This window comes from Floridaenema fluviatile BLCC-F154, from assembly GCF_041929135.1.
GTDB classification, from domain to species: Bacteria; Cyanobacteriota; Cyanobacteriia; order Cyanobacteriales; family Aerosakkonemataceae; genus Floridanema; species Floridanema fluviatile.
In genome coordinates this window covers 1-25,148 of sequence record NZ_JBHFNS010000076.1, presented here as the reverse complement: position 1 = coordinate 25,148, position 25,148 = coordinate 1, and the positions used below count along the sequence as shown (strand labels likewise).

At 39.3% G+C, this 25,148-nt stretch carries 29 protein-coding genes and 2 pseudogenes; 12 read left to right on the top strand and 19 right to left on the bottom strand.

Annotation, left to right across the window (positions count from 1 at the left end):
• Positions 1-20: 20 nt before the first annotated feature.
• A complete protein-coding gene (mazF, locus tag ACE1B6_RS20180) occupies positions 21-386 on the bottom strand; it encodes an endoribonuclease MazF (RefSeq protein WP_413259059.1) in 366 nt (121 codons plus the stop codon).
• The gene (locus tag ACE1B6_RS20175) at positions 373-609 is read right to left on the bottom strand and encodes an AbrB/MazE/SpoVT family DNA-binding domain-containing protein (RefSeq protein WP_413259058.1); all 237 of its coding nucleotides are present in this window, start codon (positions 607-609) and stop codon (positions 373-375) included. The genes mazF and ACE1B6_RS20175 overlap by 14 nt, the downstream gene beginning before the upstream one ends.
• Before the next feature lie 138 nt (positions 610-747).
• Between ACE1B6_RS20175 and ACE1B6_RS20170 the strand changes: the two genes are divergently transcribed.
• On the top strand, positions 748-3,348 hold the full coding sequence (locus ACE1B6_RS20170) for a dynamin family protein (protein ID WP_413259057.1): 2,601 nt from the start codon (positions 748-750) through the stop codon (positions 3,346-3,348).
• Positions 3,349-3,437: 89 nt separating this feature from the next.
• Here the strand turns inward: ACE1B6_RS20170 and ACE1B6_RS20165 are convergent, their stop codons facing one another.
• Together ACE1B6_RS20165 and ACE1B6_RS20160 are read right to left on the bottom strand one after the other, a co-directional pair.
• A complete protein-coding gene (locus tag ACE1B6_RS20165; protein WP_413259056.1) occupies positions 3,438-3,623 on the bottom strand; it encodes a hypothetical protein in 186 nt (61 codons plus the stop codon).
• Entirely contained in the window at positions 3,620-3,964 is a 345-nt protein-coding gene (locus tag ACE1B6_RS20160; RefSeq protein WP_413259055.1) for a hypothetical protein, read from the bottom strand. Before ACE1B6_RS20160 ends, ACE1B6_RS20165 begins: the two co-directional genes overlap by 4 nt.
• A 99-nt stretch (positions 3,965-4,063) precedes the next feature.
• On the opposite strand from ACE1B6_RS20160, the gene ACE1B6_RS20155 reads away from it, so the two are divergent.
• Genes ACE1B6_RS20155 through ACE1B6_RS20145 form a run of 3 tightly spaced genes read left to right on the top strand, consistent with a single transcriptional unit; the run spans position 4,064 to position 5,142 of the window.
• Positions 4,064-4,270 (top strand): hypothetical protein, encoded by a 207-nt coding sequence (locus tag ACE1B6_RS20155; RefSeq protein ID WP_413259054.1) that lies wholly within the window; start codon positions 4,064-4,066, stop codon positions 4,268-4,270.
• A gap of 2 nt (positions 4,271-4,272) precedes the next feature.
• Entirely contained in the window at positions 4,273-4,539 is a 267-nt protein-coding gene (locus ACE1B6_RS20150; RefSeq protein WP_459563068.1) for a type II toxin-antitoxin system RelE/ParE family toxin, read from the top strand.
• A gap of 27 nt (positions 4,540-4,566) precedes the next feature.
• A complete protein-coding gene (locus ACE1B6_RS20145) occupies positions 4,567-5,142 on the top strand; it encodes a Uma2 family endonuclease (protein ID WP_413259052.1) in 576 nt (191 codons plus the stop codon).
• A 91-nt stretch (positions 5,143-5,233) separates the two neighbouring features.
• Here ACE1B6_RS20145 and ACE1B6_RS20140 read toward each other — a convergent pair whose 3' ends face one another.
• Both ACE1B6_RS20140 and ACE1B6_RS20135 read right to left on the bottom strand, forming a co-directional pair.
• Positions 5,234-5,863, bottom strand: coding sequence for a 4Fe-4S single cluster domain-containing protein (locus ACE1B6_RS20140; protein WP_413259051.1), 630 nt, complete (start codon positions 5,861-5,863; stop codon positions 5,234-5,236).
• Positions 5,864-6,027: 164 nt separating this feature from the next.
• On the bottom strand, positions 6,028-9,405 hold the full coding sequence (locus ACE1B6_RS20135; RefSeq protein ID WP_413259050.1) for an ATP-binding protein: 3,378 nt from the start codon (positions 9,403-9,405) through the stop codon (positions 6,028-6,030).
• A gap of 366 nt (positions 9,406-9,771) precedes the next feature.
• Here ACE1B6_RS20135 and ACE1B6_RS20130 point away from each other — a divergent pair, with 366 nt between their 5' ends.
• The 3 genes from ACE1B6_RS20130 to kaiC all read left to right on the top strand — a co-directional run bounded on the left by ACE1B6_RS20130 (position 9,772) and on the right by kaiC (position 12,773).
• Positions 9,772-10,737 carry a circadian clock protein KaiA gene (locus ACE1B6_RS20130; RefSeq protein ID WP_413259049.1) on the top strand — a complete coding sequence of 322 codons (966 nt, stop codon included), beginning with the start codon at positions 9,772-9,774 and terminating at the stop codon, positions 10,735-10,737.
• Between the two features lie 57 nt (positions 10,738-10,794).
• Positions 10,795-11,112 (top strand): circadian clock protein KaiB, encoded by a 318-nt coding sequence (gene kaiB, locus ACE1B6_RS20125; protein WP_413259048.1) that lies wholly within the window; start codon positions 10,795-10,797, stop codon positions 11,110-11,112.
• Positions 11,113-11,207: 95 nt separating this feature from the next.
• Positions 11,208-12,773, top strand: coding sequence for a circadian clock protein KaiC (gene kaiC, locus ACE1B6_RS20120; protein ID WP_413259047.1), 1,566 nt, complete (start codon positions 11,208-11,210; stop codon positions 12,771-12,773).
• A 46-nt stretch (positions 12,774-12,819) separates the two neighbouring features.
• Here the strand turns inward: kaiC and ACE1B6_RS20115 are convergent, their stop codons facing one another.
• The 5 genes from ACE1B6_RS20115 to ACE1B6_RS20095 are packed head-to-tail and all read right to left on the bottom strand — an operon-like array spanning position 12,820 to position 14,959.
• Positions 12,820-13,437: a hypothetical protein gene (locus ACE1B6_RS20115; protein ID WP_413259046.1), complete on the bottom strand. Its 618-nt coding sequence runs from the start codon at positions 13,435-13,437 to the stop codon at positions 12,820-12,822.
• Positions 13,438-13,494: 57 nt separating this feature from the next.
• Entirely contained in the window at positions 13,495-13,866 is a 372-nt protein-coding gene (locus ACE1B6_RS20110) for a clan AA aspartic protease (RefSeq protein WP_413259045.1), read from the bottom strand.
• Positions 13,863-14,135: a hypothetical protein gene (locus ACE1B6_RS20105; protein WP_413259044.1), complete on the bottom strand. Its 273-nt coding sequence runs from the start codon at positions 14,133-14,135 to the stop codon at positions 13,863-13,865. The genes ACE1B6_RS20110 and ACE1B6_RS20105 overlap by 4 nt, the downstream gene beginning before the upstream one ends.
• A 57-nt stretch (positions 14,136-14,192) precedes the next feature.
• Positions 14,193-14,585 (bottom strand): DUF5615 family PIN-like protein, encoded by a 393-nt coding sequence (locus tag ACE1B6_RS20100; RefSeq protein WP_413259043.1) that lies wholly within the window; start codon positions 14,583-14,585, stop codon positions 14,193-14,195.
• Positions 14,582-14,959, bottom strand: coding sequence for a DUF433 domain-containing protein (locus ACE1B6_RS20095; RefSeq protein ID WP_413259042.1), 378 nt, complete (start codon positions 14,957-14,959; stop codon positions 14,582-14,584). Before ACE1B6_RS20095 ends, ACE1B6_RS20100 begins: the two co-directional genes overlap by 4 nt.
• Before the next feature lie 58 nt (positions 14,960-15,017).
• On the opposite strand from ACE1B6_RS20095, the gene ACE1B6_RS20090 reads away from it, so the two are divergent.
• The gene (locus tag ACE1B6_RS20090; protein WP_413259041.1) at positions 15,018-15,263 is read left to right on the top strand and encodes a hypothetical protein; all 246 of its coding nucleotides are present in this window, start codon (positions 15,018-15,020) and stop codon (positions 15,261-15,263) included.
• Between the two features lie 63 nt (positions 15,264-15,326).
• Here the strand turns inward: ACE1B6_RS20090 and ACE1B6_RS20085 are convergent.
• From ACE1B6_RS20085 to ACE1B6_RS20065, 5 genes and pseudogenes are all read right to left on the bottom strand, one after another.
• Positions 15,327-15,556: pseudogene (locus tag ACE1B6_RS20085) on the bottom strand (hypothetical protein).
• 95 nt (positions 15,557-15,651) lie between these two features.
• A complete protein-coding gene (locus ACE1B6_RS20080) occupies positions 15,652-15,819 on the bottom strand; it encodes a hypothetical protein (protein WP_413259039.1) in 168 nt (55 codons plus the stop codon).
• Between the two features lie 29 nt (positions 15,820-15,848).
• A pseudogene (locus ACE1B6_RS20075) lies at positions 15,849-16,053 on the bottom strand (hypothetical protein); the annotation flags it as partial.
• Positions 16,054-16,136: 83 nt separating this feature from the next.
• Positions 16,137-16,583, bottom strand: a complete 447-nt coding sequence (locus tag ACE1B6_RS20070; RefSeq protein ID WP_413259037.1) for a hypothetical protein — start codon at positions 16,581-16,583, stop codon at positions 16,137-16,139.
• 53 nt (positions 16,584-16,636) lie between these two features.
• On the bottom strand, positions 16,637-17,557 hold the full coding sequence (locus ACE1B6_RS20065) for a hypothetical protein (protein WP_413259036.1): 921 nt from the start codon (positions 17,555-17,557) through the stop codon (positions 16,637-16,639).
• Between the two features lie 371 nt (positions 17,558-17,928).
• On the opposite strand from ACE1B6_RS20065, the gene ACE1B6_RS20060 reads away from it, so the two are divergent.
• The 4 genes from ACE1B6_RS20060 to uvrA all read left to right on the top strand — a co-directional run bounded on the left by ACE1B6_RS20060 (position 17,929) and on the right by uvrA (position 21,605).
• Positions 17,929-18,060, top strand: coding sequence for a hypothetical protein (locus ACE1B6_RS20060; RefSeq protein ID WP_413259035.1), 132 nt, complete (start codon positions 17,929-17,931; stop codon positions 18,058-18,060).
• 63 nt (positions 18,061-18,123) lie between these two features.
• Entirely contained in the window at positions 18,124-18,345 is a 222-nt protein-coding gene (locus ACE1B6_RS20055; RefSeq protein WP_413259034.1) for a hypothetical protein, read from the top strand.
• On the top strand, positions 18,323-18,580 hold the full coding sequence (locus ACE1B6_RS20050; protein ID WP_413259033.1) for a ParE family toxin-like protein: 258 nt from the start codon (positions 18,323-18,325) through the stop codon (positions 18,578-18,580). Before ACE1B6_RS20055 ends, ACE1B6_RS20050 begins: the two co-directional genes overlap by 23 nt.
• 61 nt (positions 18,581-18,641) lie before the next feature.
• Positions 18,642-21,605 carry an excinuclease ABC subunit UvrA gene (uvrA, locus tag ACE1B6_RS20045; RefSeq protein ID WP_413259032.1) on the top strand — a complete coding sequence of 988 codons (2,964 nt, stop codon included), beginning with the start codon at positions 18,642-18,644 and terminating at the stop codon, positions 21,603-21,605.
• A gap of 104 nt (positions 21,606-21,709) precedes the next feature.
• On the opposite strand, the gene ACE1B6_RS20040 is transcribed toward uvrA, so the two are convergent.
• The 3 genes from ACE1B6_RS20040 to ACE1B6_RS20030 all read right to left on the bottom strand — a co-directional run bounded on the left by ACE1B6_RS20040 (position 21,710) and on the right by ACE1B6_RS20030 (position 24,523).
• A complete protein-coding gene (locus tag ACE1B6_RS20040) occupies positions 21,710-22,840 on the bottom strand; it encodes a pentapeptide repeat-containing protein (RefSeq protein WP_413259031.1) in 1,131 nt (376 codons plus the stop codon).
• Between the two features lie 69 nt (positions 22,841-22,909).
• Positions 22,910-23,707 (bottom strand): lytic transglycosylase, encoded by a 798-nt coding sequence (locus tag ACE1B6_RS20035; protein WP_413259030.1) that lies wholly within the window; start codon positions 23,705-23,707, stop codon positions 22,910-22,912.
• Between the two features lie 69 nt (positions 23,708-23,776).
• Positions 23,777-24,523, bottom strand: a complete 747-nt coding sequence (locus ACE1B6_RS20030; protein ID WP_413259029.1) for a hypothetical protein — start codon at positions 24,521-24,523, stop codon at positions 23,777-23,779.
• Positions 24,524-25,148 lie beyond the last annotated feature (625 nt).

The window sequence follows — 25,148 nt, the reverse complement described above, 5'->3', positions numbered from 1 at the left end:
GATATTTAGACAAACTAAAATCATCGTCGGGGTGCTGGGGGAAGTAAGTTTGTTAGCACAGCAACTACTTCAGCTATTACTGAGAGAGGCATTCTATCGGCAAATTCTGCACCTCTAGCTTGCCAATCTAAAGATTTAATTTGATCTGCCAGAATCACTCCCGATACTGCTAATCCTTCCGGGATTATCACTTCACCAGGATAACCCTTTGCTCTGCTAGTAATTGGACAAACTAAAGCTAATCCAACCCGACGATTGTACATAATTGGTGTTAGTACCAAAGCAGGACGGCGACCCGCTTGTTCGCGCCCCGCTTGCGGCGTGAAATTTGTCCATATAATATCCCCTTGTTCAGGGATGTATAAGTCAGAACTACCAGATTTCACGTCCTACAGGTTCCCCAAAATCGATTTCACCATGCAGATTTTCCGGCGTAACTCCTTCGAGCATTTCATGAAGTTCTTCCGCTTTTCTCGTCAAGCTAGGAAGACTGACAAGAATGCCCCATATCGCAGTTCGTTCAATAGACTCTTCGTTCAATTCGGCTAAGTGAGCTAATTGTTCATAAACCGATTCCGAAATTTCTAAAGTCAGCTTTTTGGTGTTCATCTTTCACCTGCCTTAATTATTCCCCTGTTTTTGAGGGTAACTCACATTGTCAAGAAAAATAACCGTATTTACCCTATGTTTATTTTCGGCTGAGACAGGGAATACTAATTACGGGAAATCTATTTGATTGAAAAGTTTATGGATACTAAACTGGTTGATTCTCAGGCTGTTGACTTGTTATCTAATATTACTGGACAGAAGCTAAGTAAAGAAGATGTGACACCTTCCGTAATTTTTCTCGCTGCTTTAGTAACATTACTGCTAGGTGTAATATATGCTGATAGCCAGGTGACAGAAGAGGAAAAGCAAAGGTTACAAAAGACGCTGAATAAATTTATTCCGGCTGAAGGTGGCGTGCGTGAACTAACTAAATTGATGGTTAAGGGAGTGAAGGAAAATTTAGATTATACTAAGTCTACTAACTTATTAAAGTTAACAAATTCTTTTTCTAAATCCCAAAAGCTTCTGTTACTCAGCTTTGGCTATGAAATGTCAGCCGCAGATGGGACAATTGATGCACGGGAAAAGCGTTATTTAGAAGTAATTGCTGATTGGTTAGGTGTTAAAACTGCTCATTTGGCAGTATTAGAAGCTGGTTTTAGTCGTCAGGGAAATGTGAATGAAGCAGCATTGTTAGAAATTCAATCTTTACTCGATCCGGCTCATTTTCGTGATTTGGATACTATTTTTGTTAAGGCGGCTAATGATATTTTACAATCTCTATCTCCCCAATCTGAAAATCAAAAACCTCAACAACAGGAAGTTGCTCAAACTAATATTAGTGAAGAAAAGGCTGTTTCTGCACCATCTCAACTGCTAGAAAATCAAAAAAATCAAACGACTTCTTATCAAGAGTTAGCTAAGTTTAATCAGCAGAAGCGAAAATTAGATAATCTTTGCGGTCAAGTATATAATGTAATTCGGGATTGTTGCGATCGCAATCTCCTACCCCCAACTCTAACCACAGAAATAGAAAACATTTCTAAAAAACTTCGATCGCAGCGTTTTAGATTAGCAGTAGTCGGAGAATTTAGCCAAGGTAAATCAACCTTATTAAATGCTTTATTGCGAGAAGAAATTCAACCTGTGAGAGCAATTCCTTGTAGCGGTACAATCACCGTTTTGAAATATGGAACGCAAAAGCGGGTTGTTTGTCGTTATAAAGATGGACGTGAAGAAGAAATTCCATTTGAGCAATATAAAGAAAAAGCAGCTATTCCGAAAAAAGCTGCTCAAGAACATCGCAATGATGAACATTTTTGTTCTGATATTGATGAAATTATTTTTGAACATCCCGATTTAGATTTATGCCGAAGTGGTGTAGAAATTCTTGATTCTCCGGGATTAAATGAACACCCTGCTCGGACTGCAATTACTCAAAAACTTCTCCAAGATACCGACGCAGCTATTTTCCTCACCAATGCTAGTCGTCTGCTTCCAGAAAAAGAAAAAGAATTGATTCAAGATGTCAGAAATCAATTAAATGGTGGTAAGGAAAATCAGCCTGCGGAAAATCTTTTTGTGTTAGTTAATTTCATGGATTTATTGGAAGAGGAAGAAGATCGTCAAGATGTGAAACATCGGCTCGAAAGTTTTGTTAAAGATAATAGTTTACTAACTGCAAATGATAGCCGCATTCACTACATTTCGGCTAAAGCTACTCTGAAGTCAATTTTGCATAAAACTGAAGATGAACACTTAATAAATTTCCAAAAGTTTACTCAATCTGTGGAAAATTTCCTAACAGTGGACAAGGGAAATCTGAAAATTAAGCAATCTGTAGAAGCGATTCAGTTAGTGATTCAAGAAAGCTTAACAACTTTACAACAAGCTGAAGCTGCGTTAGATGGAAAAATTAACCTTTCGGAAGCTGAAAGGCGGAAAATATTAGAACAAATTGGTGAAGCTAGCGGTAGAGATGTAAAAATTCGGTTGCTGGCTGATAAACTATTAGATGAAGTGAGGCAACCAGTTGATAAATCTTGGAATCAATGGGTTAATTCTTTAGAGGATAGGTTAAGGAAAAAGTCTGACAAATGGACTTCGGAAAATTCGCCTATTTGGAGTAGAGACGCATTAGCTAGAGATTTTGCTGGTCAATTTAATGATGATTTAGCAGCAGAATTAGATATTTGGATTACGCATCAACTTCAAGCAAGGATTCTCAAGGAACCATTAGAAACTCTGGATAGTGCGATCGATCAACATTTAACAACAATTCTATCTGGACTTCAATCATTAAATCAAAACATTAATAATTCATCTCCAAATTTAGCTTATTTCAATGAAAAAATCGCATCAGGTACTACCACAGATGAATGGTTTGGTAGTGTAGGAATGACTGGTTTCGCTGTAACTGTAATCCCAGTTTTTATGGCTGCTTACCAATTGTCACTTTTAAAAGTAGTTACTGATATGATGCTGGGTGGAGTTACAAATATGATTAAAGGCAATGCTTTTGATTTGGGTTATCAGGAATTTAAAAAATCTAAAGAAAATGTATTTTCTGAAATGAAAAATATGATTAATTCATTATTTGAGCAACGAGTGACAGAAGCATCAGACAGTATTGCCAAGGTTATGACATATTATGAAACCTTGTTAGAACAGCAAGAAAAAGCCCACCAACAAAACTTACAAGAACGGGAATTAGAAAAAACATCGATCGCTCAAAAACGTCAAGAACTTGAGCAAGTGCAAAAAGAAATTGCAGCATTGTTAACTCAAGCTACTGCTTAAATAATGAGGGAAAAGAGCGATCGCAGTTCTACAATTAGCATAGGAAAAATTACTTAAGAGAAAAGTCAAATCTTGTAATTTCAATTGACTTACTTCAGTTTTTGCTTTGCTTTCTCTATCCGCCGTAACTTTTGCTCACGAATCTGTTTTTCTAATCCCGCAATAACTTCCTCTAGTTGTAAACCAAACTCTTCCAATTCCAAGCGAGTTTGACGCAAAGAACTAAGGAGACGTGCCCGTGTTTCTGGATTTGGAATGCGTGGTTGATTAGTCATAGCAGATTCCATTCAAGTTTCACCTCTTGGATACTACGCTCCCAAGCAGGAATCCTCTGTTGGGTTTGGGCAATTCCCTGCGCTAGTAATTCTAATATATCAGCAGAGGCATTGGGTTGAGCTTCTCCAATCCGAAGTTGTAGCGCCGAGAGTTGAGAAAACCGGGATGTTGCTTGTTCTGCTACACTTTTCATCTCATCTAAGAATGGGAGAGTTTCATCTGTCTCTCCAAAACTTTCAAAGAGAACAAACTCTGTTGCTGTAGCCTCATCAAGAATATCTATTAACTGTCGTTTCAGGTTTAATACCGTTTCCGTCGTTTCGATAGGTAACTTTGCCATAATTGAATTGTTAAACTTTATTAGCCATTTTCCTTTGCGCTACATCATAACTAATTGTCTAATATGGTAACTTTAGCATATCAATGAGTGTTGCAAGCTATGAAATTTAGTGATGTTGTCGAGGCAATCAAAGAACTTTCTACTGAAGAAAAGCGGGAAATCCAAATGCTATTACAGCAGTATCTCCGGGAAGAACGTCGGGAAGAGATATATAACAACTTCAAAGCAGCACAACAAGAAGAACAAAATGGTGAATTGAAGTTTTCTTCCAGTATTAATGAACTGAGAGAACTGTTAGAGGAGTGATGATGAAAGTTAGTTTTAGTTCTTCCTTTCAACGTGCATTCAAAAAGATAATTAAAGGAAATGTAGATTTAGAGACAAGGTTTTTACAAAAGCTGGAACTGTTTACTACAGATCCATTTGAGCAAAGTTTGAAAACTCATAAACTTTCGGGTAAGCTCAAGGATTTATGGAGTTTTAGCGTGGATTACGATCGGAGAGTGCTATTTTATTTCACAGAGGATGGCAATGCGGTGTTTGTAGATATTGGTGGTCACGATGATGTGTATTAGGTAACTACGAGGAAGATCAATAAATTTATGGTACTCACACCCCTAAAATTAAACCTAAATACAGTTCATTTAACAGATGAACAATTCTATCAACTTTGCCAAAATAACCGCGAGTTGAATTTTGAACGCAATGCCAAAGGAGAATTAATTATTATGCCACCAGTTGGCGGAGAAAGTGGTAATCGGGAATCAGAACTGAATGGTGATTTGCTGATCTGGAATCGGCAAACTCGACTCGGTTACACTTTCAGTTCTTCTACTGTTTTTAAGTTACCAAATGGTGGCGATCGATCTCCTGATGCTGCTTGGATTAGTCGCGAACGTTGGGAAGCTTTGACACCAGAACAAAGGCGGAAATTTCCCCCCATTGCACCAGATTTTGTAATTGAATTAAGGTCAGAAACAGATAATTTGTCAATTTTACAAGAGAAGATGCGAGAATATTTGGATGCTGGAGTAAAATTGGGTTGGTTGATTAATCCCCAACAGCAACAGGTGGAAATTTATCGTTTAGGACAAGCGGTAGAAGTGCGAAATTTACCAACTGAATTGTTAGGAGAAGATTTCTTACCGGGATTTAGTTTGAGGTTGAATGTTTATTGAATGTGTTTGCATTGTAGGGATAAAACATTTGGGTGATAGTTATGATTTAAAACCTTAATTTTTCCCCAAATGCTTCGCCTCTACAATCCTTTCACGATTCATCTAACTGCAACTGACCATAATAACCAGTTACAATTCTACTTCCATCTTTCAAAATGTGAATTTCAATTTGGTCACTCGCCCAAGAAATTTTGTCTTTTAAAGCCGGATTAAAAACGTACACTTTTTGATTACTAGAAGCTACCGGACAATCAGGAGAATGCACAGCCAAAGATTGCACGTAAGGGCCATCAATTAGTACATCTAATTGTTCCAGCAATTCATGAGCACCAGCGGGGGCATATTCCGATCGCAATTGTTCTAAAGTAAAGCCAGTAAAAGACATTACATTTAACCCTTGAGCCCGGACTTGTTTCGCTACACTAGCTAAAGCCGAAGCTTGCCAAAAAGGTTCTCCCCCAGAAAAAGTTACCCCAGTATTTTTTGGATTACTTAAAATTCGGTGAACTAAACTATCAATAGAAACTAAATCATTAATTTCAAAAGACCAAGAAGCCGGATTAAAACAACCCGCACATTCCCGCAAACATCCCTGCACCCAAATTACCGCCCGACAGCCAGGGCCATTAACTTCTGACTCATCCACATAGCCCATAATATTTACATAGCCTGGGGGAATTTCCAGAAGTTCCATGTATTGGTTAGCTTTTTGTTCTTTCATAACACCTGCTCCTTATACTCGGAAGCTTGAGAAACTTCCTCTGTGTTAGATAGTGCCATTGAATTCTAAAAATTGGGTGAGTTTGTGATGAACTGAAACAATTTCCCGAAAAAGTTAAAAAAGAATTAAGCAAATTATCTTAGCTTCTGCTCTCTGCCTTTCGATTATAAATCGCTCGATCGCGTTTCCTGATAAGTTTTTACAAACTTATTCACACATATTTGAGCATTAGAACCAGAAGAATTTGCCTGTAACAAAGTATGTCTAATTTGCTGTAACAAATCCTCCATTGAAATTGAACTAGGTAAAATACTAGTTGCCACATCACCCAAAGCAGAAGAAACACTTAATTCATCGCCCCTATTTTGGCTATTATTGCCGTCATTATGAGAATTTCCCCCTTGTTTAACTAACACTAAAGTTGGCGGTCTTTGGGCTACTTGGCGTAAATCAGAAAGGGCTTTTACTAAAGCTGAATTTGGTGAACTCTTACCCAGGTCAATTAGTAATAAATCCACACTACAATGTTGTGCTTGTCGTAATACTTCCGCCCAAGATTGACCAGTCACAACTCGCAAATCAGCCGTTTGTAAATACTGAATTAAAGCGTGCAACCATTCTTGGCGTTTTTTACAATTTCCCGTTTGATTTTCTTGGTAAATAAAACTATTGTTTAAATCTGGCATTGTACAAATATCGACCACCAAAATCGTTAATTTGCAGCTAATACCCGCAGCAACTTGAATTGCTTGAAGCAAAATATTAGCTTCCGGCAAAGCCCCATCAACTCCCAAACAAGGATATACTTGTAAAGAGCTATTTTCCCGTTTATGCCCTACTTGTAAAGCTGCATGAGTTGTCATTTCATCCATCGTTACTAAGGGGAGACTAGCTAAAGCTTGGTATTCAACTAATTGTTCCAAATAAGTTTGCGGTTCGATAATTTTACCTTCCAATAAAACTACATGAGGTTGCCAAATTCTCGCCAGCAATTCTCCTTGAACTAAATCATCTGCTTCAAGAACCCGATAATTATGTTGATGTAATAAGTTACTCAAATCAGAATCGGAATTTGCCGCAGCATTAGGACTGCGAATTCGCGAATCTAAATTTTTCTCACCTGCATTTAAGCGGAGAATTGTTAAACTATTACTTGTTGGCTGTTGTGAGCGAGTTTTCGCAGGTTGAGTGATTTTTTCTAAACTTTGTTTTAGGCTATCTTCTTGGACTGGTAAAGATAAAAAGCTATCTGCACGTTTGCCATAAGCATATTCTTTTTCTCCTCTGCTAGCAGTGACAACAACGGGTATATGTTGCGTTTGGGGAGATGCTTTTAATAAGGTTAAGACATCCCAACCAGAAAGCAAAGGTAACAAGGGATTTAAGAAAATTGCAAAGGGTTGTAATCTGCGGGCTTTTTCTAAGGCTTCAGTTCCCGATCGCGCAATCACCACCCGATAACCTAAACTAGTAAGTTGTTGGCTTACATCTTCAATTAATCTCGGAATTGACTCGACAACTAAAATTAACCGAGAAGAAACATTAGTAATCGACAAATTAGCTGTAGTATTAATCCCAGTTGCATTAAAAGAGAACTTTTCCCCTTTTTCTTCTGTTTCTATTTCCCACTGACTATTCGGAGGACTAGGAGGTAATAATAAAGTAAACTCGCTACCGCTTCCAGGTTTAGAAGTAAAGGTAACATCTCCCCCATGCAACCTTGCTAAACGTTGGGTTAAAACTAATCCTAAACCTGTCCCTTCAAACTGGCGAGTTAAGGGGTTTTCTAATTGTTGAAACTTCTGAAAAATTAAGTGTTGTTTGTCTTCAGGAATCCCAATCCCAGTATCCCAAACTGTAAAAGCAATCCAACCTTCCCAGTAACTTACTTTTAAACCAATTTCTCCGGTAACTTCGGTAAATTTTAGGGCGTTAGATAATAGATGAACTAGCATTTGTCGCAAACGCATTTCATCAGCAACTAAGCTATCTAATCGCGGTTCAATTGATAAGATAAACCTAGTTTCTGGTTCGTTAGAGTTCAAATCATCAGGATCGGCACTTTTTCTGCTTAAATGGATTTGCCGGGATTGTTGATAAGCCCGATCGCAAACTGCCTGAATATCTACTGGTGCTAACATTAACTCTAGCTGTCCAGTTTCCATCCGAGTTAAGTCTAAAATATCATTAACAATAATCATTAAATGACGACCACTCTGATGAATTAATCTAGTATAACGGGCTTGGCGATCGTTCAATTCGCCTAACACTTGATCCTTCAACAAACTCGACAAACCTAAAATTGCCGTTAACGGAGTTTTTAGTTCATGACTAATACAAGCTAAAAACTCATCCTTCAACCGATTTAACTGCATTAAATCCGCATTTTTCGCTGCCAACTCCTTAGCAACTTGGTGCGATTCCGTAACATCCTGTGCCAACACTAACCACAAATCATTTCCTGGTAAATTCTTTGAGGTTGCTGAAGTTTTCTTATCTCCTGTTTCCCCCCAGATTAAGTTAGTTAACCTCAGTTCATCGGGTTGGGAAAAATCAGGATTAGCTAAAACATTACCCAAAGGTATTTTGACAAACTGCCAAACCCTCTCTGTTCCATTTTGCATAGGACAAACACAAGTGCAACTATCAGGATTATTTCCCAACTGGCACAACTTCGGTAAAGAAACAGGTGCCGCAAATCTTTCTTGGTTGTTATCCTTCCAAGCACTTACTTTATTTGTAAAATAATGAACTTCATTAGGGAATTTTCCCTGTTCCTCAGTCGGTAAAAACTCGAGTAATTCCGCAATTTCTTTTCTCAGCCAATCAGCATCTTGAAGTGCCTCAAAATGTTGTCGCCAAGCCAAATTTTGTTTCACTGATTGACCATTACCAGTTTGTAACATTAAAGGTAAAGGTAGTCTTTCTAAAAGTTGAAATAGAGAATTCAAAGTTGCTATTTCATCCGCTGAATTTTTCGGATTTGTCAGAGCAATTTTAGGAAAACTAACTGATTCTTGATTTAATTGCAATACCCCTGAATCAGCTGCAACAAATTCTAATAACCTTTGAATATCTAACAGTCCCAAAAACTTGCCCGACAAATTAACTAAACCGAAGTCCTGATTTTTGCCTAACCGGGAAATTTCGCTGCGGAGATAAGGCCAAAATTCTGGCAAACTAAATTCAGCAGGTAAAGTAATTAATGGAGCGATCGTTGACAAATTCAATTCCGATAAAGGCTGAAGTAAACTACATTTACTTCCTGTCTTTTGAGAACTAAGGGAAGCAACTTTTTCCTGAGTTTCACTTTTTTCGGCAGTTCTTGGCGAAGCCGCTGCGGTTTTTTTTCCCTTTCTTTGTCGCAGGTAAGGTAGTAGACTATACAAATGCAATACTCCTAAAGGAATATCTTGTTCGGTTACTACCACTATGCGATCGCACTCGTGCTGCTGGAAAATATCCAGTATCTTTCCCAGTGAAGTCCTTTCGGTACAACTGGGAACAAAAGCAATAAATTCTTTGACGAATGGGCTTGACATGGCGTAAGCTTTCTCGCTGACTGGGTAAAACAGCTGAAGTTGCCTCCCTCACTCAATTTTTCTGGTTAGTTTCTCTTTTCCCTACTCAATGGCTACAGCGAGGGTAGGCAATGCCTCTAGTTTAAGAGTGGAAGCACAACTGTAGCAGAAGTAAAGTCAATTAGTATAGTTGAGCACGTTTTGATCGAGCCTATATCAATTATGAACCCAGCGTTAGAATTACTTATGTCTGGGCAATTACAATTAATGACAATTCAACAAATGTTAGCTTAATGTTAAATATTGTGTTGAATTATTCACACAAGTGTCTTCCTGAACCCAGGTCGGGATTATACAACAATTCTACCTTTATAGCGCAAAACAAGAGTGCGATTGTCACTTACTATCTGTACATTACTTGATTCGGAAACTCTGGCTCGATCGCTTCAGCATTATTTAAGCGGCGAACGCTATATGCTGACGCGATATCAATCACCAGAGGAGTTCTTACAATTTGTCGAACAGGAAAAACAAATCTTAGACTGCCTAATTTTAGAGGATAGCCCTGACTTACTGCCATTGGTAAATCAGCTATACGCCCAGGGAACACTCTTGCCATTAGTCATTTTAAAGCCGGATTCCCAGACAACTCCGAATAACTCTCTCACCCCACCCACATCAGAATCAGCAAATAATCAGCAAAGTCATGAAAACCAAGAAACTGCAATTACCGAAGCGCCAAAAAATCCTGCCAAAGAGCTAACATCAGGAGAAGGGAGCTTTTTTTATCATACTGCTGCTGTCTATGTCTATTACAGTCAACTTAGCCACATTACTCATTATATTGATGAGGCGATCGCTAACTTCCTCAAGCTCTCTTCCGTAGCCCCTTGGTGTGAAACTCACTCCGACGCTGACACCCTACCAGAAGAAGAAAACGTTCTGATTCAGCAGCAGCGCCGACTAGCTGAAAAACTGAAGGAACGATTAGGATACTTAGGTGTGTATTACAAGCGAAACCCCCAAAACTTTTTCCGCAACCTTCCTTCAGCAGAAAGACAAGAGTTCATCCTCAACCTTAAAGCTGGATATCGGCAAATTGTCCTAGAATACTTTGTCGATAATAGCAACCTCAATCAGAAAATCGATGAATTCGTAAATGTAGCTTTTTTTGCAGATATTTCAGTTACTTATATCGTAGAGATTCACATGGAGTTGATGGATGAAATTTCTAAACAACTAAAACTAGAAGGGCGTGGCGATGAAATACTCCTAGATTATCGCCTCACCTTAATCGATGTCATCGCTCATCTTTGTGAAATGTATCGGCGATCGTTACCAAAAGACACTTGAAAACCACCTGGTTTAAGTTTAGTCTATACCTCGTATCATTTTAATCAAAACTTGATTATGAATCCTCTGAAAAAAACCTACGTTCTCAAACTTTATGTTGCGGGAAATACCCCTAACTCTGTCAGAGCTTTAAAAACACTAAAGGAAATTCTTGAAAAAGAATTCCAAGGTGTCTACGCCCTGAAAGTTATTGATGTATTAAAAAACCCTCAACTAGCAGAAGAAGATAAAATTTTAGCTACTCCCACCCTGGCTAAAATCCTCCCCCCACCAGTACGAAAAATCATTGGCGACCTGTCCGATCGAGAAAAAGTATTAATTGGATTAGATTTGCTTTATGAAGAACTGCGAGAAGAAGAACAATTAGAACTATAGAGTACACTTAGTTCAATTCTAGAGACCGTTTTATGGTAAGCTATAATACCGCCCTTGGTTTATAGTAATAAAATTTATCTCTTACGAGCCAAACAATGAGTAAAAGTAGTCAAAATAAACAACCAAATCGAGTCAAAATAGGAGTCGAAAAAATTCGTACCCTGATCGAGGGATTTGATGACATTAGTCATGGAGGTTTACCAGTCGGTAGAACTACATTAGTCAGCGGTACATCGGGTACGGGTAAAACCCTATTAGCAATTCAATTTCTCTACAATGGAATCATTCATTTTGATGAAGCAGGCGTATTTGTCACCTTTGAAGAATCACCCACAGATATTATTAAAAACGCCTCCAGTTTTGGTTGGGATTTACAACAACTAATCGACGACGGAAAACTATTTATATTAGATGCCTCTCCCGATCCCGAAGGACAAGATGTAGTCGGCAGTTTTGACCTTTCCGCCTTAATTGAAAGACTACAATATGCTATTCGTAAATATAAAGCTAGAAGAGTTTCTATTGATTCCGTAACCGCCGTATTTCAACAATATGATGCCGCCTCCGTAGTCCGCCGAGAAATCTTTCGCTTAGTCGCCAGGTTAAAACAAGTAGGTGTCACCACAATCATGACTACCGAACGCGAACAAGAATACGGCCCAGTAGCACGTTTTGGGGTAGAAGAATTCGTTTCCGATAACGTCGTAATTGTTCGCAACGTATTAGAAGGAGAACGCCGTCGCCGCACAATTGAAATCCTCAAATTGCGCGGTACAACTCACATGAAAGGCGAATATCCCTTCACCATTACAGGCGAAGGTATTAACATCTTCCCATTAGGAGCAATGCGCCTCACCCAACGTTCATCTAACGCCAGAGTATCTTCCGGCGTGAGAACATTAGATGAAATGTGTGGAGGAGGTTTCTTCAAAGATTCCATTATCCTCGCCACCGGAGCCACAGGTACAGGTAAAACCCTTTTAGTTAGCAAATTTTTACAAGACGCTTGTATGCGTGGCGAAAGAGCGATTCTTTTCGCTTATGAAGAATCTCGCGCCCAACTTTCTCGCAACGCTTATTCCTGGGGAATTGATTTTGAAGATTTAGAACAAAAAGGTTTATTAAAAATCATTTGTGCTTACCCAGAATCAGCCGGATTAGAAGACCATTTACAGATAATAAAGTTAGAAATTGCTCAATTTAAACCTTCCAGAATTGCCATTGATTCCTTATCAGCTTTAGCCAGAGGTGTTAGTAACAACGCCTTTCGTCAGTTTGTAATTGGTGTAACTGGTTTTGCCAAACAAGAAGAAATAACAGGATTTTTCACTAATACCACCGATCAATTTATGGGTTCACATTCAATTACTGATTCCCATATTTCCACAATTACAGACACAATTTTAATGCTGCAATATGTAGAAATTCGCGGCGAAATGTCCCGTGCAATTAACGTCTTTAAAATGCGTGGTTCTTGGCATGATAAAGGCATTCGTGAATATACTATCAGTGAGAAAGGCCCAGAAATTAAAGATACTTTCCGCAACTTTGAAAGAATTATTAGTGGTTCACCTTCACGAATTAGTGTTGATGAAAAAAGCGAACTTTCCCGGATTCTTAAAGGAGTGCAAGGTAAAACAACTACTGATACAGAAAGTTAATTAATTAGAGTAGAGATGTTTTAGGAAACGTCTCTACATTAAAATTTTATCGAGATTGAATTACAACATTACGAAATTGGGCAGTTGAACCGGAAAAATTAGTAGAAATTGTACCTGGATCTAGCACGCCAAATCCAATTTCTATTAGTGCTAGTTGATTCGTTTGGGATGTCACATCATTAAAAGTAAATTTTGCTTTCATTGGTACATCAGGAACTAACGTTTTTCTAACTCGCCAACTGGATGTGGTTCTCTCATTACCTAACTCATAAATTGTGGTGGAAAATTCATCCCCAGAATTAGAAATAGCTCTTGAGGGAGATCTTCCTGTACCACTGGCTTGACTGCTGTAAAGCTTCAAATCCCGATTTTTTTGCCCAATATTTGTGATTATTAAATTACAATCAACTGCATCTCCATTTCTGACACAATTTTGCAATTCAAATCTTAATCCATTCTTCTCAACTCGTTGTCGTTGTATCGAAGAATCTTGGCTGGCGGATTGTGGCATTATTGTTCCACAAATAACATTACCTGTGGTTGTCCTGACACAGGCTTGTTCTGCGATCGCTGAAGACACAATGCTAAATGTCAGTAATCCGGTAAGAGATAAGTTGGTGACAATAATCAAATTCGACGGATGCCAAGTTTTTCCGAATTTCACAACAAAATACCTCCAAGCTTTAGGTTTCAGTCTTATATTACAATTGCCGCGCGATCGCTAGCGCATCTTGCGTAATTCTACAAGACCTCCTTCAAACACTTGCACTATTAGCTGATAGTTTTCCATCAATAACATTCCAATCAAGGGTTCTGAATCAGCTTCATCAATGGGAATAGTCAGATGAATTCCATCCCAAATTACAACTGCTTCGTAGATATTGAAAACACATTCACTACCATCTCCAAGTATGGCACGTCCTCGCCTTTTCCATCTCAGATTTAATTGAGCAATCAGTTCTGGAGGCAGGGAAAGCCAACCATTAAAACCTGTTTCTACGATCGCATTTTGCGTGTAAATTTTTCCTTCTAAGTCGAAGATTGAAATCGGAATAATTGCTTCAAAGTCTGCATTAACAATTCCAGTTATCATACAGATCTTTTGCTGCGTCCACCGAATCTACGTACATAGCGGGAACCGATGCGAACAATCCAGATTTGAGCGTCTGGGTGATGTGCTTCTAGACGATCGCAAGCAACTATTTCACTAGCATCAACTTCAAAAGCTCCAGTTTCGATGTCGATCGCTACTATTTTGCCATGATTGTCAGCTTCAACTAAAGGGCGAATTTGAGTTTCGTAAATTCGATCGCCCCTTTCAGCAAATTCTTCTTTACTATATCGAGGTTGCTGGAGTGCCATTAATGTGACCTCTTAAATAATGTCCTCTGTTGCCGCAATTATAATTCAAAGCAACTTTTATCGAATAAACAAACGACCAACTCCCATGTAGTTTTCCATATCTAATACAATTTCGATTAGACGATCGACACATTGTTCTCGGTAGCTAAATTCGTCAAGGCGATCGAGATCTCCAATTGTCACTACAGGAAATGAATTTGCTGTATTCTCTTGGCGGATTACTTGTTCTAGCGAGTCCTTTCCTTTCATGTTTCGATTAGCTGTGAGAATCATCATTTGGTTTGCTTGAGCATAATTCCAGACTACTCGATCGCTACTATCCATCGATAAACCAGCTTCTTTAAAAGTAACAAACTGAATAGGAATCAACTCCAACCAACCAAGTTTTGCCAAAATTCCCAGGAAAACAACCGCATAACCATCAAGATTGTAATCGACTAAGAAAATCATGGTTGTTCTGAGGCACGTTTTGCTTTTTGTTCCTCAAGTTTTGCCCACAAAGCCTCTTTACCTAGTTTACGTGGCATACTAGAAATTTGAGTGAAATGTTCTCGATTACGTTCTTCCCAATATTGGCGAATTTCTTGTCTGTTTGCTAAAACTTCTTGATACTCTGCTTCTACTCGATCGTGATTGATTTTTAGGTAAGACAAAGCACTATTGATTTGCTCATTTGTCAAGTTGAACTTATCACGAATTAGTTTAGGTGGATATTCAGCTTTTAACAAATCAATTACATCGTAAAGCGTGATTCGCGTACCTGCGATCGTCAATCCTCGCTCTGTCCGAATAATGCTTGAATTGTGATTAGATGCGATCGTCATATCCATAGTTTACTAGTTTTCTTTTCTATCATACCAATTACATCAAAAAAGATAAAATATGAATATTCACAAAGCCAAGAAGATAGAAATGCAAGTCAAAGATATGACAGTTGAACAACTTAGCGATCTAATTCGGCATATTGTCGAACAATGTCTAGATGAATATTTTGAAGATCCTGACAAGGGAAAGGAAATTAAAGAAGAAGTCAGGCAACAGTTACTTGAGCAAATGAAGCGAAAAGAAGCGGGAGAACGTGGAATTCCACTTGAGGAAGTTGTTAAACAATTAGGTTTAGATTGGTAATGACTACTCTGTTGAATTAAAAGCAGAAGTCCCAACTATTCTCTATCTTGCGTCCCAAGATTATCACTGAAGAAACTTCTCTACTCGTCGTTCTTCTGACATTGCAGCTACTTCTTCATCTGTTGGTGCTGCTTGGTCTGTTTTAACAAACCTCGCATTCTTTTAATCGCGGCTGAACGATCGGATTGAGAAATTGGTGTTTCTTGCAGGGACTCAATAATTGCGGTTAGTAGTGCTAGGCGATCGATCAGCGATAGCTTGTAGATTTGCTCCTTCAATTCTTGTAGCAACATAGATGGCTCCGATGCTTGAATTTCTTTAAAGGTGAGGCGAAGTTAATCTTTGCTTGGTTCAATATCTGGGATACTCAACAGATCGATCAATGGCTTTAGACGGCATTGGCAGCTTTTTGACTATGGCGACGATCGGCAATTTTTTTAGCTAAAGCCAAAGCTGCTTCATTAGCAACATAACCGCCACTTTTAATAGCATTGGCAAGTTTTTCAACTTCGCTACCTGAAACTGGTTTGGAAACTGTATGGAGTGGGTATTTCATTTTTAAATTTGATTTACTAACTATATGAATTCTAGGCGATCGCAAGCCACTATTTCACTAGCATCAACTTCAAAAGCTCCGGTTTCGATGTCGATCGCGTAGCGTGCCATAGGCAATCGCTACTATTTTGCCATGATTGCCAGCTTCAACTAAAGGGCGAATTTGAGTTTCGTAAATTCGATCGCCCCTTTCAGCAAATTCTTCTTTACTATAGCGGGGTTGCTGGGCTGCCATTAGTTTAACCTCCTAAATAACACTGGGTTTCTCTGGTTTGATCGCACCTGAAAACCCAAGAAACCCTATGTTGCTACTTTAAACTATTCATCCCGAATTAACAGTCCTGTTCCACAAATTATTATATGCTTATGCTTGTAGAATTCTTCAGAAAGTTTGCAAGACTCAGCATGAATTTGCTCAATTTTTTTGCGAAGAAGTTGAATTAGCGGTTGACTTTCTCTAACGAAGTGTACAACATCTGAATAAGTATAAACATGACCGTTAATTAGATGCCATCTACGAGTTTTATAAAGTCGATCGTAAAATCGCTGAATTTGCGATCGGATGAAGATGTTGATAAAGTTATTGAGTTCCACGTCTAACGCACCCAAAGCATGAAGTTTAGCAAGAGCTTCATAAAAAAGACCGTCTACATCTCCGCCGCGAATTTCATTCAAAACATTTCGCCAAAATATATCCCAATTTGAACCAGAGTAAAGCAGAGCTTCAATTTCGTTCAGAAGACAACGAGCTTGTACAATATTCATCACAAGTCACCTAATAATTTAAAGATTGTTTATTTCAGAACTAAAAGAGAAAGCTAACTTTGAAGATATGCCATAACTTGCTGGTCAAAACTCTCAAAGAATGCAGCATCTTGTCGATGAACTTCTTCAAGCAGTGCATTACGCTTGGCAAAGGTATGACGATCGATAATTTCACCAACCTGATTAATAAGTTGGAATGCACCAACAGTTAAAAGAGGTACTGAAATGATATTTAAGACAGGAATTAAAGCAGGAATAAATGCAGGAATAGCTGCAAACAATCCGCCACTCGCCGATCCTATAACAGCGCCTTCAATAGTATTTATAAAAACTGCTGAAATGGCATGATCGATTTCCATTTCACCACGTTCAACCGCCAAAAAATGCACTAAACTTGACATCAGCGTGGCAGCAACAGCGCCAGTGATTGCACCTATAGCAGCAGCATTAGCAATTTCAGCCATTGCAGCTTTAAACTGATAGTTGCTATTTGCTTGATGAGGATTTTTAGCCCCTTTACTAACTTCAGAAGTGGAAACGTTGGATTCTTTAACTTTGGAATTTGTTGGTTTTCGGGTTTGTCCTTTCGGAGTTCTAATTTCCTGTTTTCCGTAAGCTCCACTGTTAGCAGCGTTATCTGCTGTCCGCGAATTAAGTTTTAGCTGTTGTTCTTTAACTACATTGCCTGAACTTCTAGACTTAATTAGAATATCAGGTGAGTTTTTGCCGTTAATATCAGGAACCTCAACCTTATATCCGCCTCCTAAGTTGAACTGCTGATCGATCGCGTCAAGGTACTCAAAAGCAAATCCCTCTCTAGAAGAAGCTGGAGAATTTGCCATCCGAGACATTTTTGCTTTGAATTGAGAACCTATATCTCGAACATTTTGCGATACGAATCGAGCATCCCCATTGGCTTGAAAACTAACACCAGCAGAGAATTGAGAATTAGCAGATTTTTCCTTATTTTTCATTTAAGTATTGACTGTGAGAGGAGGTAGCTATCAGCACATTATAGGCGATATACTTTCTCAGTGCCTAGTGTCCGGCAAGCGGGTGATTACTGCACAAATAATGTGAGATATCTTGATACAATCCTTGACAATGCTGATTTTTGGAAAGCTTATACTGAATTTCCGATCGCAAAAAGCTAAAATATGTCGTCCTCATTGTCGTCATTGCAGATATAGTCTATGTATTGTTTTGTTCCACCAAAGAACCATTCTAGAGGTGAGATAATCATGTACGTTGCGTAAGTTAAGAATGTTGATTGAAATTGGAACGATCTCTTGACGAAGATTTTTTACCGGAATAATTACAAACTTTAGCATAATTAAAGTAAAATTTGTATTACATTACTATTAGTAAAAATAGAACTCTCAAGATTCGGCATTTTGAGCAAATGAAGCGACAAGAAGCGGGAGAACGTGGAATTCCACTTGAGGAAGTTGTTAAACAATTAGATTTAGATCGGTAATGGAATACTACAAATCCTGAGTTAAAATGAAATCTAGGCTTATAACAAAACAAATTTTCCTCTATGAACGCTTTGCCAGAAATTGAAGCAGCTATTAAACAACTTCCAGAAAATGATGTTCGTCAATTGGCTGGGTGGATTCAAAACTATTTAAATGAGAAGTGGGATAAACAAATGGAAGAGGATTTGGCAGCAGGGAAATTAGATGCTCTGATTGCGAAAGCAGAAGCAGATATAGCAGAAAATAACGTGAGGGATCTTGATGAAATCCTTGACAACTTCTGATTTTTGGAAAGCTTATGCAGCCTTATCTCCCGAAATGAAACAGCAAGCTCGAAAAGTCTATCAGCTTTGGAAACAGAACCAATTTTATCCATCTTTGCACTTCAAAAAGGTGGGCAAAAACTTATGGTCGGTTCGGATTACCGAAGACTACCGCGCATTGGCTTTAAAAAAAGGGGACGATTATTACTGGCTGTGGATTGGCTCTCACGATGAATATGATGCTTTTCTGAATTGATGCACTCCACCCAAAAATCCCGACAGCGTTAAAATCGTTAAGCAACATTACGCTCTGTCTTATGTCCCACGCTGCCAACACCAAAAACGGTCATCTTTCTACGGGAATAAATCTGAATAATCTGAGTTTGATTCGCATTCGGGGTGCGAGGCAGCACAATCTGAAAAATATCGATTTGGAGTTGCCGCGCGATCGCCTAATCGTTTTCACTGGCGTTTCCGGTTCCGGCAAATCTTCCCTGGCTTTCGATACGATTTTCGCGGAAGGGCAACGGCGTTATGTGGAATCTCTCAGTGCTTATGCTCGGCAATTTTTGGGACAGTTGGATAAGCCGGATGTGGATGCGATCGAAGGTTTGAGTCCCGCAATCTCAATCGACCAAAAATCTACTTCGCACAACCCGCGTTCGACGGTGGGAACGGTGACGGAGATTTATGATTATCTCAGGTTGTTGTTTGGTCGGGCGGGTGAACCTCATTGTCCGATTTGCGATCGCTCCATTTCTCCGCAGACGATCGATCAGATGTGCGATCGCATTCTCGACCTTCCCGATGGCACTCGTTTTCAAATTCTCGCGCCTGTTGTGCGGGGAAAAAAGGGTACTCACCGCAAGCTACTTTCCAGTTTAATTTCCGAAGGATTTGCGCGAGTTCGGGTAAATAATGAGGTCAGACAGCTTGATGAAAATATCGAATTAGATAAAAATTATACCCACACTATTGAAATTGTCGTTGACAGGTTAGTGAAAAAACCTGGAATTCAAGAGCGTTTAACCGATTCTCTGGCGACTTGCTTGCGTCATTCCAGTGGAATTGCGGTTATTGATATATTAAATAATACATCGGGTAGGGTATCCGCGTCGCGGGAAAACAATATGTATAACTTAAATGATACCACAAACCCGGTGAATTCCTATCAGGAACAACCGCAAGAATTGGTATTTTCGGAAAACTTTGCTTGTCCCGAACATGGGGCGGTGATGGAAGAATTATCGCCAAGATTGTTTTCTTTTAACTCGCCTTATGGTGCTTGTCCTCATTGTCATGGTTTGGGGAGTTTGCGAACTTTTGCGCCGGAGTTGTTGATACCTGACCCGGAGGCGGATTTGATTTCGGCGATCGCACCTTGGGCGGATAAGGAAGATTCATATTACACGGTTTTATTGCAGAGTGTCGCCAAAGCGCACGGGTTTAAAATTTATACTCCTTGGAATCAGTTAACGCCGGAACAACAACAGATCGTTTTGTACGGTTCCGACAAGGCAATTTGGATGGAAAACCGCGATGATTTCCGCAGTTTTAAAGGAGTAATTCCGATTTTGCAAAGGCAGTACGATGAGACAGGTTCGGAATTGCAAAAGCAGAAGTTGGAACCTTATTTAATCGATCGACCTTGCGAAGTTTGTCAGGGGAAAAGGTTAAAGCCGGAAGCTTTGGCGGTGAGGTTAGGGCAATATCGAATTCTGGATTTAACCGGAGTGTCGATCGCCATTTGCAAAGAACGAATCAACAGTTTAAAATTGAGCGAAAGACAATCTCAAATCGCGGACTTAGTTCTTAGAGAAATTCGCGCCCGGTTGCAATTTTTATTAGATGTTGGGTTGGATTATCTGACTTTAGATCGTCCAGCAATGACACTTTCGGGAGGAGAAGCGCAACGGATTCGCCTAGCAACACAAATCGGTTCGGGATTAACCGGAGTTCTCTACGTTTTAGATGAACCAAGCATCGGTTTGCATCAAAGAGATAACAGCAGATTGTTGAAAACTCTCACCAAACTCCGGGATTTGGGAAACACTTTAATCGTTGTCGAACATGACGAAGAAACGATTCGGGAAGCAGATTATATTATAGATATCGGACCCGGTGCGGGAATTCATGGAGGGAGGATTGTTTCCCAAGGAAATTTAGAGAATTTGTTGGCAGCAGAAGAGTCTTTGACTGGCGCTTACTTGTCGGGAAAACGAGTTATTGAAACTCCCGCAACTCGCAGAGAAGGTAATGGGAAAAGTTTGATTCTGAAAAACTGCCATCGCAACAACCTTAAATATATAGATGTGGAAATTCCGTTAGGAAAACTCGTTTGCGTCACGGGTGTTTCTGGTTCGGGAAAATCTACTTTAATCAATGAGTTGCTTTATCCAAGTTTGCAACATCACCTCACGAAAAAAGTGCCTTTACCAAAAGAGATGGATGGAATTAAAGGGTTGAATGCGATCGATAAAGCAATCATCATCGACCAATCTCCGATCGGCAGAACTCCCCGTTCCAACCCCGCAACTTACACCGGAGTTTTCGATGCAATTCGGGAAATCTTTTCCCAAACAATTGAAGCCAAAGCCAGAGGTTATAAACCCGGTCAATTTTCCTTCAATGTCAAAGGTGGCAGATGTGAAGCTTGCGGAGGTCAAGGGGTAAATGTAATTGAAATGAATTTTCTGCCGGATGTTTACGTGCAATGTGAGGTTTGCAAAGGCGATCGCTACAACCGAGAAACCTTGCAAGTTAAATATAAAGGTTATTCGATCGCAGATGTTCTGAATATGACGATCGAAGAAGCTTTAGAGGTATTTAAAAACATCCCCAAAGCGGTGACTCGGTTGCAAACTTTAGTCGATGTCGGTTTAGGTTACATCCGTTTAGGACAATCTGCACCCACCCTTTCAGGAGGGGAAGCGCAAAGAGTCAAATTAGCTTCCGAACTTTCGCGCCGTGCGACGGGGAAAACTCTTTATTTAATCGATGAACCTACCACTGGTTTATCGTTTTATGACGTTCACAAATTGTTGGATGTTTTGCAAAGATTGGTAGATAAAGGTAATTCAATTTTGGTGATTGAACATAATTTAGATGTAATTCGTTGCGCCGATTGGGTGATTGATTTAGGCCCGGAAGGTGGCGATAAAGGGGGGGAAATTATTGTTGTGGGAACGCCGGAATTGGTGGGGGAGTGCGATCGGTCTTATACGGGGCAGTATTTGAAGGAGGTGTTGTTGCAGCATCCGCCAAAGGTAAGTGTAAGGTAAGTGTTTAGTAGTCACTTAAAATCAGGAAATCTAACGAAAAAATACCTAAATCTACTATTAGCAATCCTAAGTCTACTGGAGTTTAGACAAAGCTCAAAAATCATCTAATTATCGGAAATTACCACCTTTTGCCACTTAATACAATTAACTGGCTCTTGAGGATCTGAGACTCTGTCTTGCTTGAGTTGCTCAATATATTGCTGGTTAGCTGGCTCCTCAACCACCCATTCATACTTATCTTTATCGTAGTGACTTTTGTAAATAGCTTTTTCCCAGTTACAGGCAGACTTTATTTGCTTTCGGGTTACACTTTGAGCGTAGGACAAGTTAGCACCTTCAAGGTTAGCCTCTTTGAGGTTAGCTTCAGACAAGAAAGCATATTGTAAATTGGCTTCCATCAAGTTGGCATCTTTCAAATTAGCTAACTTCAAGCCAGCACCCCCCAGATTGGCTTTCCACAAATCTGCACCTTCCAGATGGGCTTGTACCAAGTTGGCATCTCTCAGATTGGCTCCTACCAAATTAGCTCCACATAAAACAATACCTTGTAAATAAGCATTTGGAGCAGATAAACCTTGTAAGCTTTGACGTGGCCATCTCTGTCCAAGTAAACGCTTTTGCTTACATTTTTTCTCTTGTTTGTCCCAATACCAATCTTCATTAGTCCAACCAATCCAAGAAAACCGCAAAGGTCGAGAGTTGAGAAATTCTAAAGCTTCTTTCCTACCACCACTACCACTTTGTTTTTCAGCATCAACATTTGTTATGGTTTGCCAAGCTGTAAAGACTTCATTATTGCGTCTTACTTGTTGCCCTCCTATAAATTCTATTACAGCAACTATAATTGCTAGATACCCAAGCCTTTCAAGGATACTGAATAAAGCTTGTTTACTTATCCAAGCTTCACTAGGCTCCAGAATACGCTTTTCCAACCAGTAATAGAACTTATAAATACAAGGAAGATTCTTTCGAGTTATCTCCTCTATCGCTTTTGTCCAATAGTAATCATTTCTACCTTCTGGTTTTCCATCAGCTTCCCAAAGAAGATAAGCCTCTTTCTCAATACTTTTTCTGTATTCTTTTTCAGCTTCAGTTTTTTGTTTGATTTTAGCTCTGTGTTTTTCGTCAGCTATTTGCCTGTTTCTTACTCCTTTTCTGTTTAACCAATTGACAATATTTGTTTGTAGGTTAGGTTTCCAGTGCAAAGTTAGGAAATCATGAAATGAATTATTCATTGACTTTCTTTACCTCCTTCTGGCTCAAATTTAACAGCAATAAAGAGTAAAAGCTTACTCTCCTATAAACTATGGAAATATGGGTAATACAAACTGTGCTTTGTTTGGCATATTATAGTTTCTACCTGCATAAATTCGATTTGGATCAACGCCTGGATTTAGAGTCTGAAAGTCCTTGACAAATCGTCTTATATCTTTGTATCCAAACTGAGGAGCTAACTTCCACAGTGTATCTCCTTGATTGACTCGGTAAGTAGTATTAGTTGGTACTCCAACATAATCTGACAAAGACGGTTTCCCAGAAGTGCTAGTCAACCCTCCCATTCCTGGTTGAGTTATGAAAGGCATCTTGTAAGTTTTATCAACAAAAATATGATTAGGGTTAACACCTGGATTATGTCTTTGAAAGTCCCGCACAAACTCACGTAGATTGGTATAGCCAAATTTCGGAGCGAGTTTCGATAGTATGTCACCGCTATGAACCCGATAGTTCCTATGATTCGATAAATTAAGACGATCTTGAAAATCAGGTTTAACTGAAATATAAGTGTCTCTGATTATTGGCTCAGGAGTTACAGGAAATTTAACGATAGACTGAGGTAACTTTTCCAATGGATGTGGAGTTTGGAGCATACGCATACGGTACTCTCGGAGCATACGCATCTCTTCAGCGCCTGAGACAATAGTGTTAGTTGGCCAGAAAACTTCCAACGCTACTCCCATCGGCCCACTCACAGCTTTACCTAACAACCATCCAACACCTTTGCTGGTACTCCATTTACGGATACCAGTTTTGACTGCTGTGGTTAAAGCAGTCTTAACATATCCTCTAGATTCCCTTGATAGTCGTCCTTGGAAGTTGGTCATAGATCTCCTCCTAGCGCCTCAGAAACGTTTTTTCTCTATATTTTGTAGCTACTTAGTAAGCAGCTATTTTTACTGCTCTTCTCCAGCAGGTATAAAATCTTCCTCCTCAAGCTTGTCTTCCCAATAACCGCGCAACGCCTCGTCTAGCAAAGCAGTATTAATATTTAGCCTGTCAGCCGCATCTACAAGAGTATTGTATTCAACACCAAGCTTTTCACATACCTTGTCAGCAATAGGATTAGATGCTGGAACTGGCATATTCAGTGTGTTCTGTAACCAGATTGAAAAGGCTTTTCTAGTAACCTCATTGTTTAGTTGAGTAAACGAGAAATTCTCCGCTAACTCATCCAACATAAGCGCACCATATTTACGAAAATACTTCTGCACTTTGCCGTTATACCTTTGCTTCAAACCAGCAGCAGTTTCGCAAATTGTGGTCACTGCTATGCTAGCTTTATCAGCATCAAACCCTGACTGTTGTAGTATTGTCATAATAGTTACCAGGATAGGATTTGAAGCATCCGGCTCGTTTTTCGCTGGATTCAAGCTGCCAAGAACGTCAACTTCTAACAAACGCCACTCAGATAATGCTCTGGTAACTTCCCTAGTTGTTTCAGGTAAAATGTCTGGCTCTGCGATTGTGTTTAATAAGCAAAACACTAATTCATGCCAACGCTTGGTTTCCCAAGGCCAAAGATGGGGATCGATTAATGGCTCATAAGCTCTATAGAGATCGAGAACAATTTCCTCTGGATCTCGTACCTTTTCAGTATCAACTGTTTGAGCTTCTTTATTTGTCAAATCATTAGTCAACATTGCAGACCTCCTAGATTCTTCCCTGTTCAATTCATCTATCTAAACAGGAAGCTAGATTCCCTCATACTCACTAAAAAATCTGCGAATCGTATTACACTGTATTCAAGTGAGAAGATTGCTCAGAGGACATCAAATTGGGCAATTCATTTAGAGATTCAGACTGACAAGCAAATACACTCTCTCCCACGTTATCAACTAGCAGAGGTTAAGTTTCTAATTTTTCTTCTCTGAGCATCAACTTAGTTTAATTATTACTCTGTTATCCAAAGTACAGATATACTTAGACACAAAGCTTTACTTTAAAAATTTTCTCATTGATTAACAAATCTTCACTCATTTTTAAATGAGCGACCCGTAAATTTTACCCAGTTGAATCATAAATCTTTAGCTGAATTACCTGATTCCATCTGAATTGATACTTAACTATTCCTGACTCGGTGCGTCGAAGGTTAGGGTGGGAAAAGTGCAATCTTTATCTTCTCTGGCTTCTTTCTTCTTCTTTCTTCGTGTTCTTCGTGTCTAAGTGCTACGCACCGCTACGCGAACGTGGTTCAAAAAAAGGGTAATCAACCCGGTTTTAGTATTAAACTCAATTACAGAACTGTTTCCCAAGCATATTTGTATT

What these genes read in the sequence shown, in the direction of transcription:
- ACE1B6_RS20140 (WP_413259051.1), bottom strand. Translation starts at nt 5,863, where the DNA reads ATGAAAGAACAAAAAGCTAACCAATACATGGAACTTCTGGAAATTCCC.
- ACE1B6_RS20040 (WP_413259031.1), bottom strand. Translation starts at nt 22,840, where the DNA reads ATGAATAATTCATTTCATGATTTCCTAACTTTGCACTGGAAACCTAAC.
- uvrA (WP_413259032.1), top strand. Translation starts at nt 18,642, where the DNA reads ATGTCCCACGCTGCCAACACCAAAAACGGTCATCTTTCTACGGGAATA.
- kaiB (WP_413259048.1), top strand. Translation starts at nt 10,795, where the DNA reads ATGAATCCTCTGAAAAAAACCTACGTTCTCAAACTTTATGTTGCGGGA.
- ACE1B6_RS20035 (WP_413259030.1), bottom strand. Translation starts at nt 23,707, where the DNA reads ATGACCAACTTCCAAGGACGACTATCAAGGGAATCTAGAGGATATGTT.
- ACE1B6_RS20155 (WP_413259054.1), top strand. Translation starts at nt 4,064, where the DNA reads ATGAAATTTAGTGATGTTGTCGAGGCAATCAAAGAACTTTCTACTGAA.
- ACE1B6_RS20090 (WP_413259041.1), top strand. Translation starts at nt 15,018, where the DNA reads ATGAATATTCACAAAGCCAAGAAGATAGAAATGCAAGTCAAAGATATG.
- ACE1B6_RS20150 (WP_459563068.1), top strand. Translation starts at nt 4,273, where the DNA reads ATGAAAGTTAGTTTTAGTTCTTCCTTTCAACGTGCATTCAAAAAGATA.
- ACE1B6_RS20160 (WP_413259055.1), bottom strand. Translation starts at nt 3,964, where the DNA reads ATGGCAAAGTTACCTATCGAAACGACGGAAACGGTATTAAACCTGAAA.
- ACE1B6_RS20030 (WP_413259029.1), bottom strand. Translation starts at nt 24,523, where the DNA reads ATGTTGACTAATGATTTGACAAATAAAGAAGCTCAAACAGTTGATACT.
- ACE1B6_RS20065 (WP_413259036.1), bottom strand. Translation starts at nt 17,557, where the DNA reads ATGAAAAATAAGGAAAAATCTGCTAATTCTCAATTCTCTGCTGGTGTT.
- ACE1B6_RS20170 (WP_413259057.1), top strand. Translation starts at nt 748, where the DNA reads ATGGATACTAAACTGGTTGATTCTCAGGCTGTTGACTTGTTATCTAAT.
- ACE1B6_RS20070 (WP_413259037.1), bottom strand. Translation starts at nt 16,583, where the DNA reads ATGAATATTGTACAAGCTCGTTGTCTTCTGAACGAAATTGAAGCTCTG.
- ACE1B6_RS20100 (WP_413259043.1), bottom strand. Translation starts at nt 14,585, where the DNA reads ATGATTTTCTTAGTCGATTACAATCTTGATGGTTATGCGGTTGTTTTC.
- ACE1B6_RS20055 (WP_413259034.1), top strand. Translation starts at nt 18,124, where the DNA reads ATGAACGCTTTGCCAGAAATTGAAGCAGCTATTAAACAACTTCCAGAA.
- ACE1B6_RS20175 (WP_413259058.1), bottom strand. Translation starts at nt 609, where the DNA reads ATGAACACCAAAAAGCTGACTTTAGAAATTTCGGAATCGGTTTATGAA.
- ACE1B6_RS20110 (WP_413259045.1), bottom strand. Translation starts at nt 13,866, where the DNA reads ATGATAACTGGAATTGTTAATGCAGACTTTGAAGCAATTATTCCGATT.
- ACE1B6_RS20080 (WP_413259039.1), bottom strand. Translation starts at nt 15,819, where the DNA reads ATGAAATACCCACTCCATACAGTTTCCAAACCAGTTTCAGGTAGCGAA.
- kaiC (WP_413259047.1), top strand. Translation starts at nt 11,208, where the DNA reads ATGAGTAAAAGTAGTCAAAATAAACAACCAAATCGAGTCAAAATAGGA.
- ACE1B6_RS20105 (WP_413259044.1), bottom strand. Translation starts at nt 14,135, where the DNA reads ATGGCACTCCAGCAACCTCGATATAGTAAAGAAGAATTTGCTGAAAGG.
- ACE1B6_RS20145 (WP_413259052.1), top strand. Translation starts at nt 4,567, where the DNA reads ATGGTACTCACACCCCTAAAATTAAACCTAAATACAGTTCATTTAACA.
- ACE1B6_RS20165 (WP_413259056.1), bottom strand. Translation starts at nt 3,623, where the DNA reads ATGACTAATCAACCACGCATTCCAAATCCAGAAACACGGGCACGTCTC.
- ACE1B6_RS20050 (WP_413259033.1), top strand. Translation starts at nt 18,323, where the DNA reads ATGAAATCCTTGACAACTTCTGATTTTTGGAAAGCTTATGCAGCCTTA.
- ACE1B6_RS20135 (WP_413259050.1), bottom strand. Translation starts at nt 9,405, where the DNA reads ATGTCAAGCCCATTCGTCAAAGAATTTATTGCTTTTGTTCCCAGTTGT.
- ACE1B6_RS20095 (WP_413259042.1), bottom strand. Translation starts at nt 14,959, where the DNA reads ATGACGATCGCATCTAATCACAATTCAAGCATTATTCGGACAGAGCGA.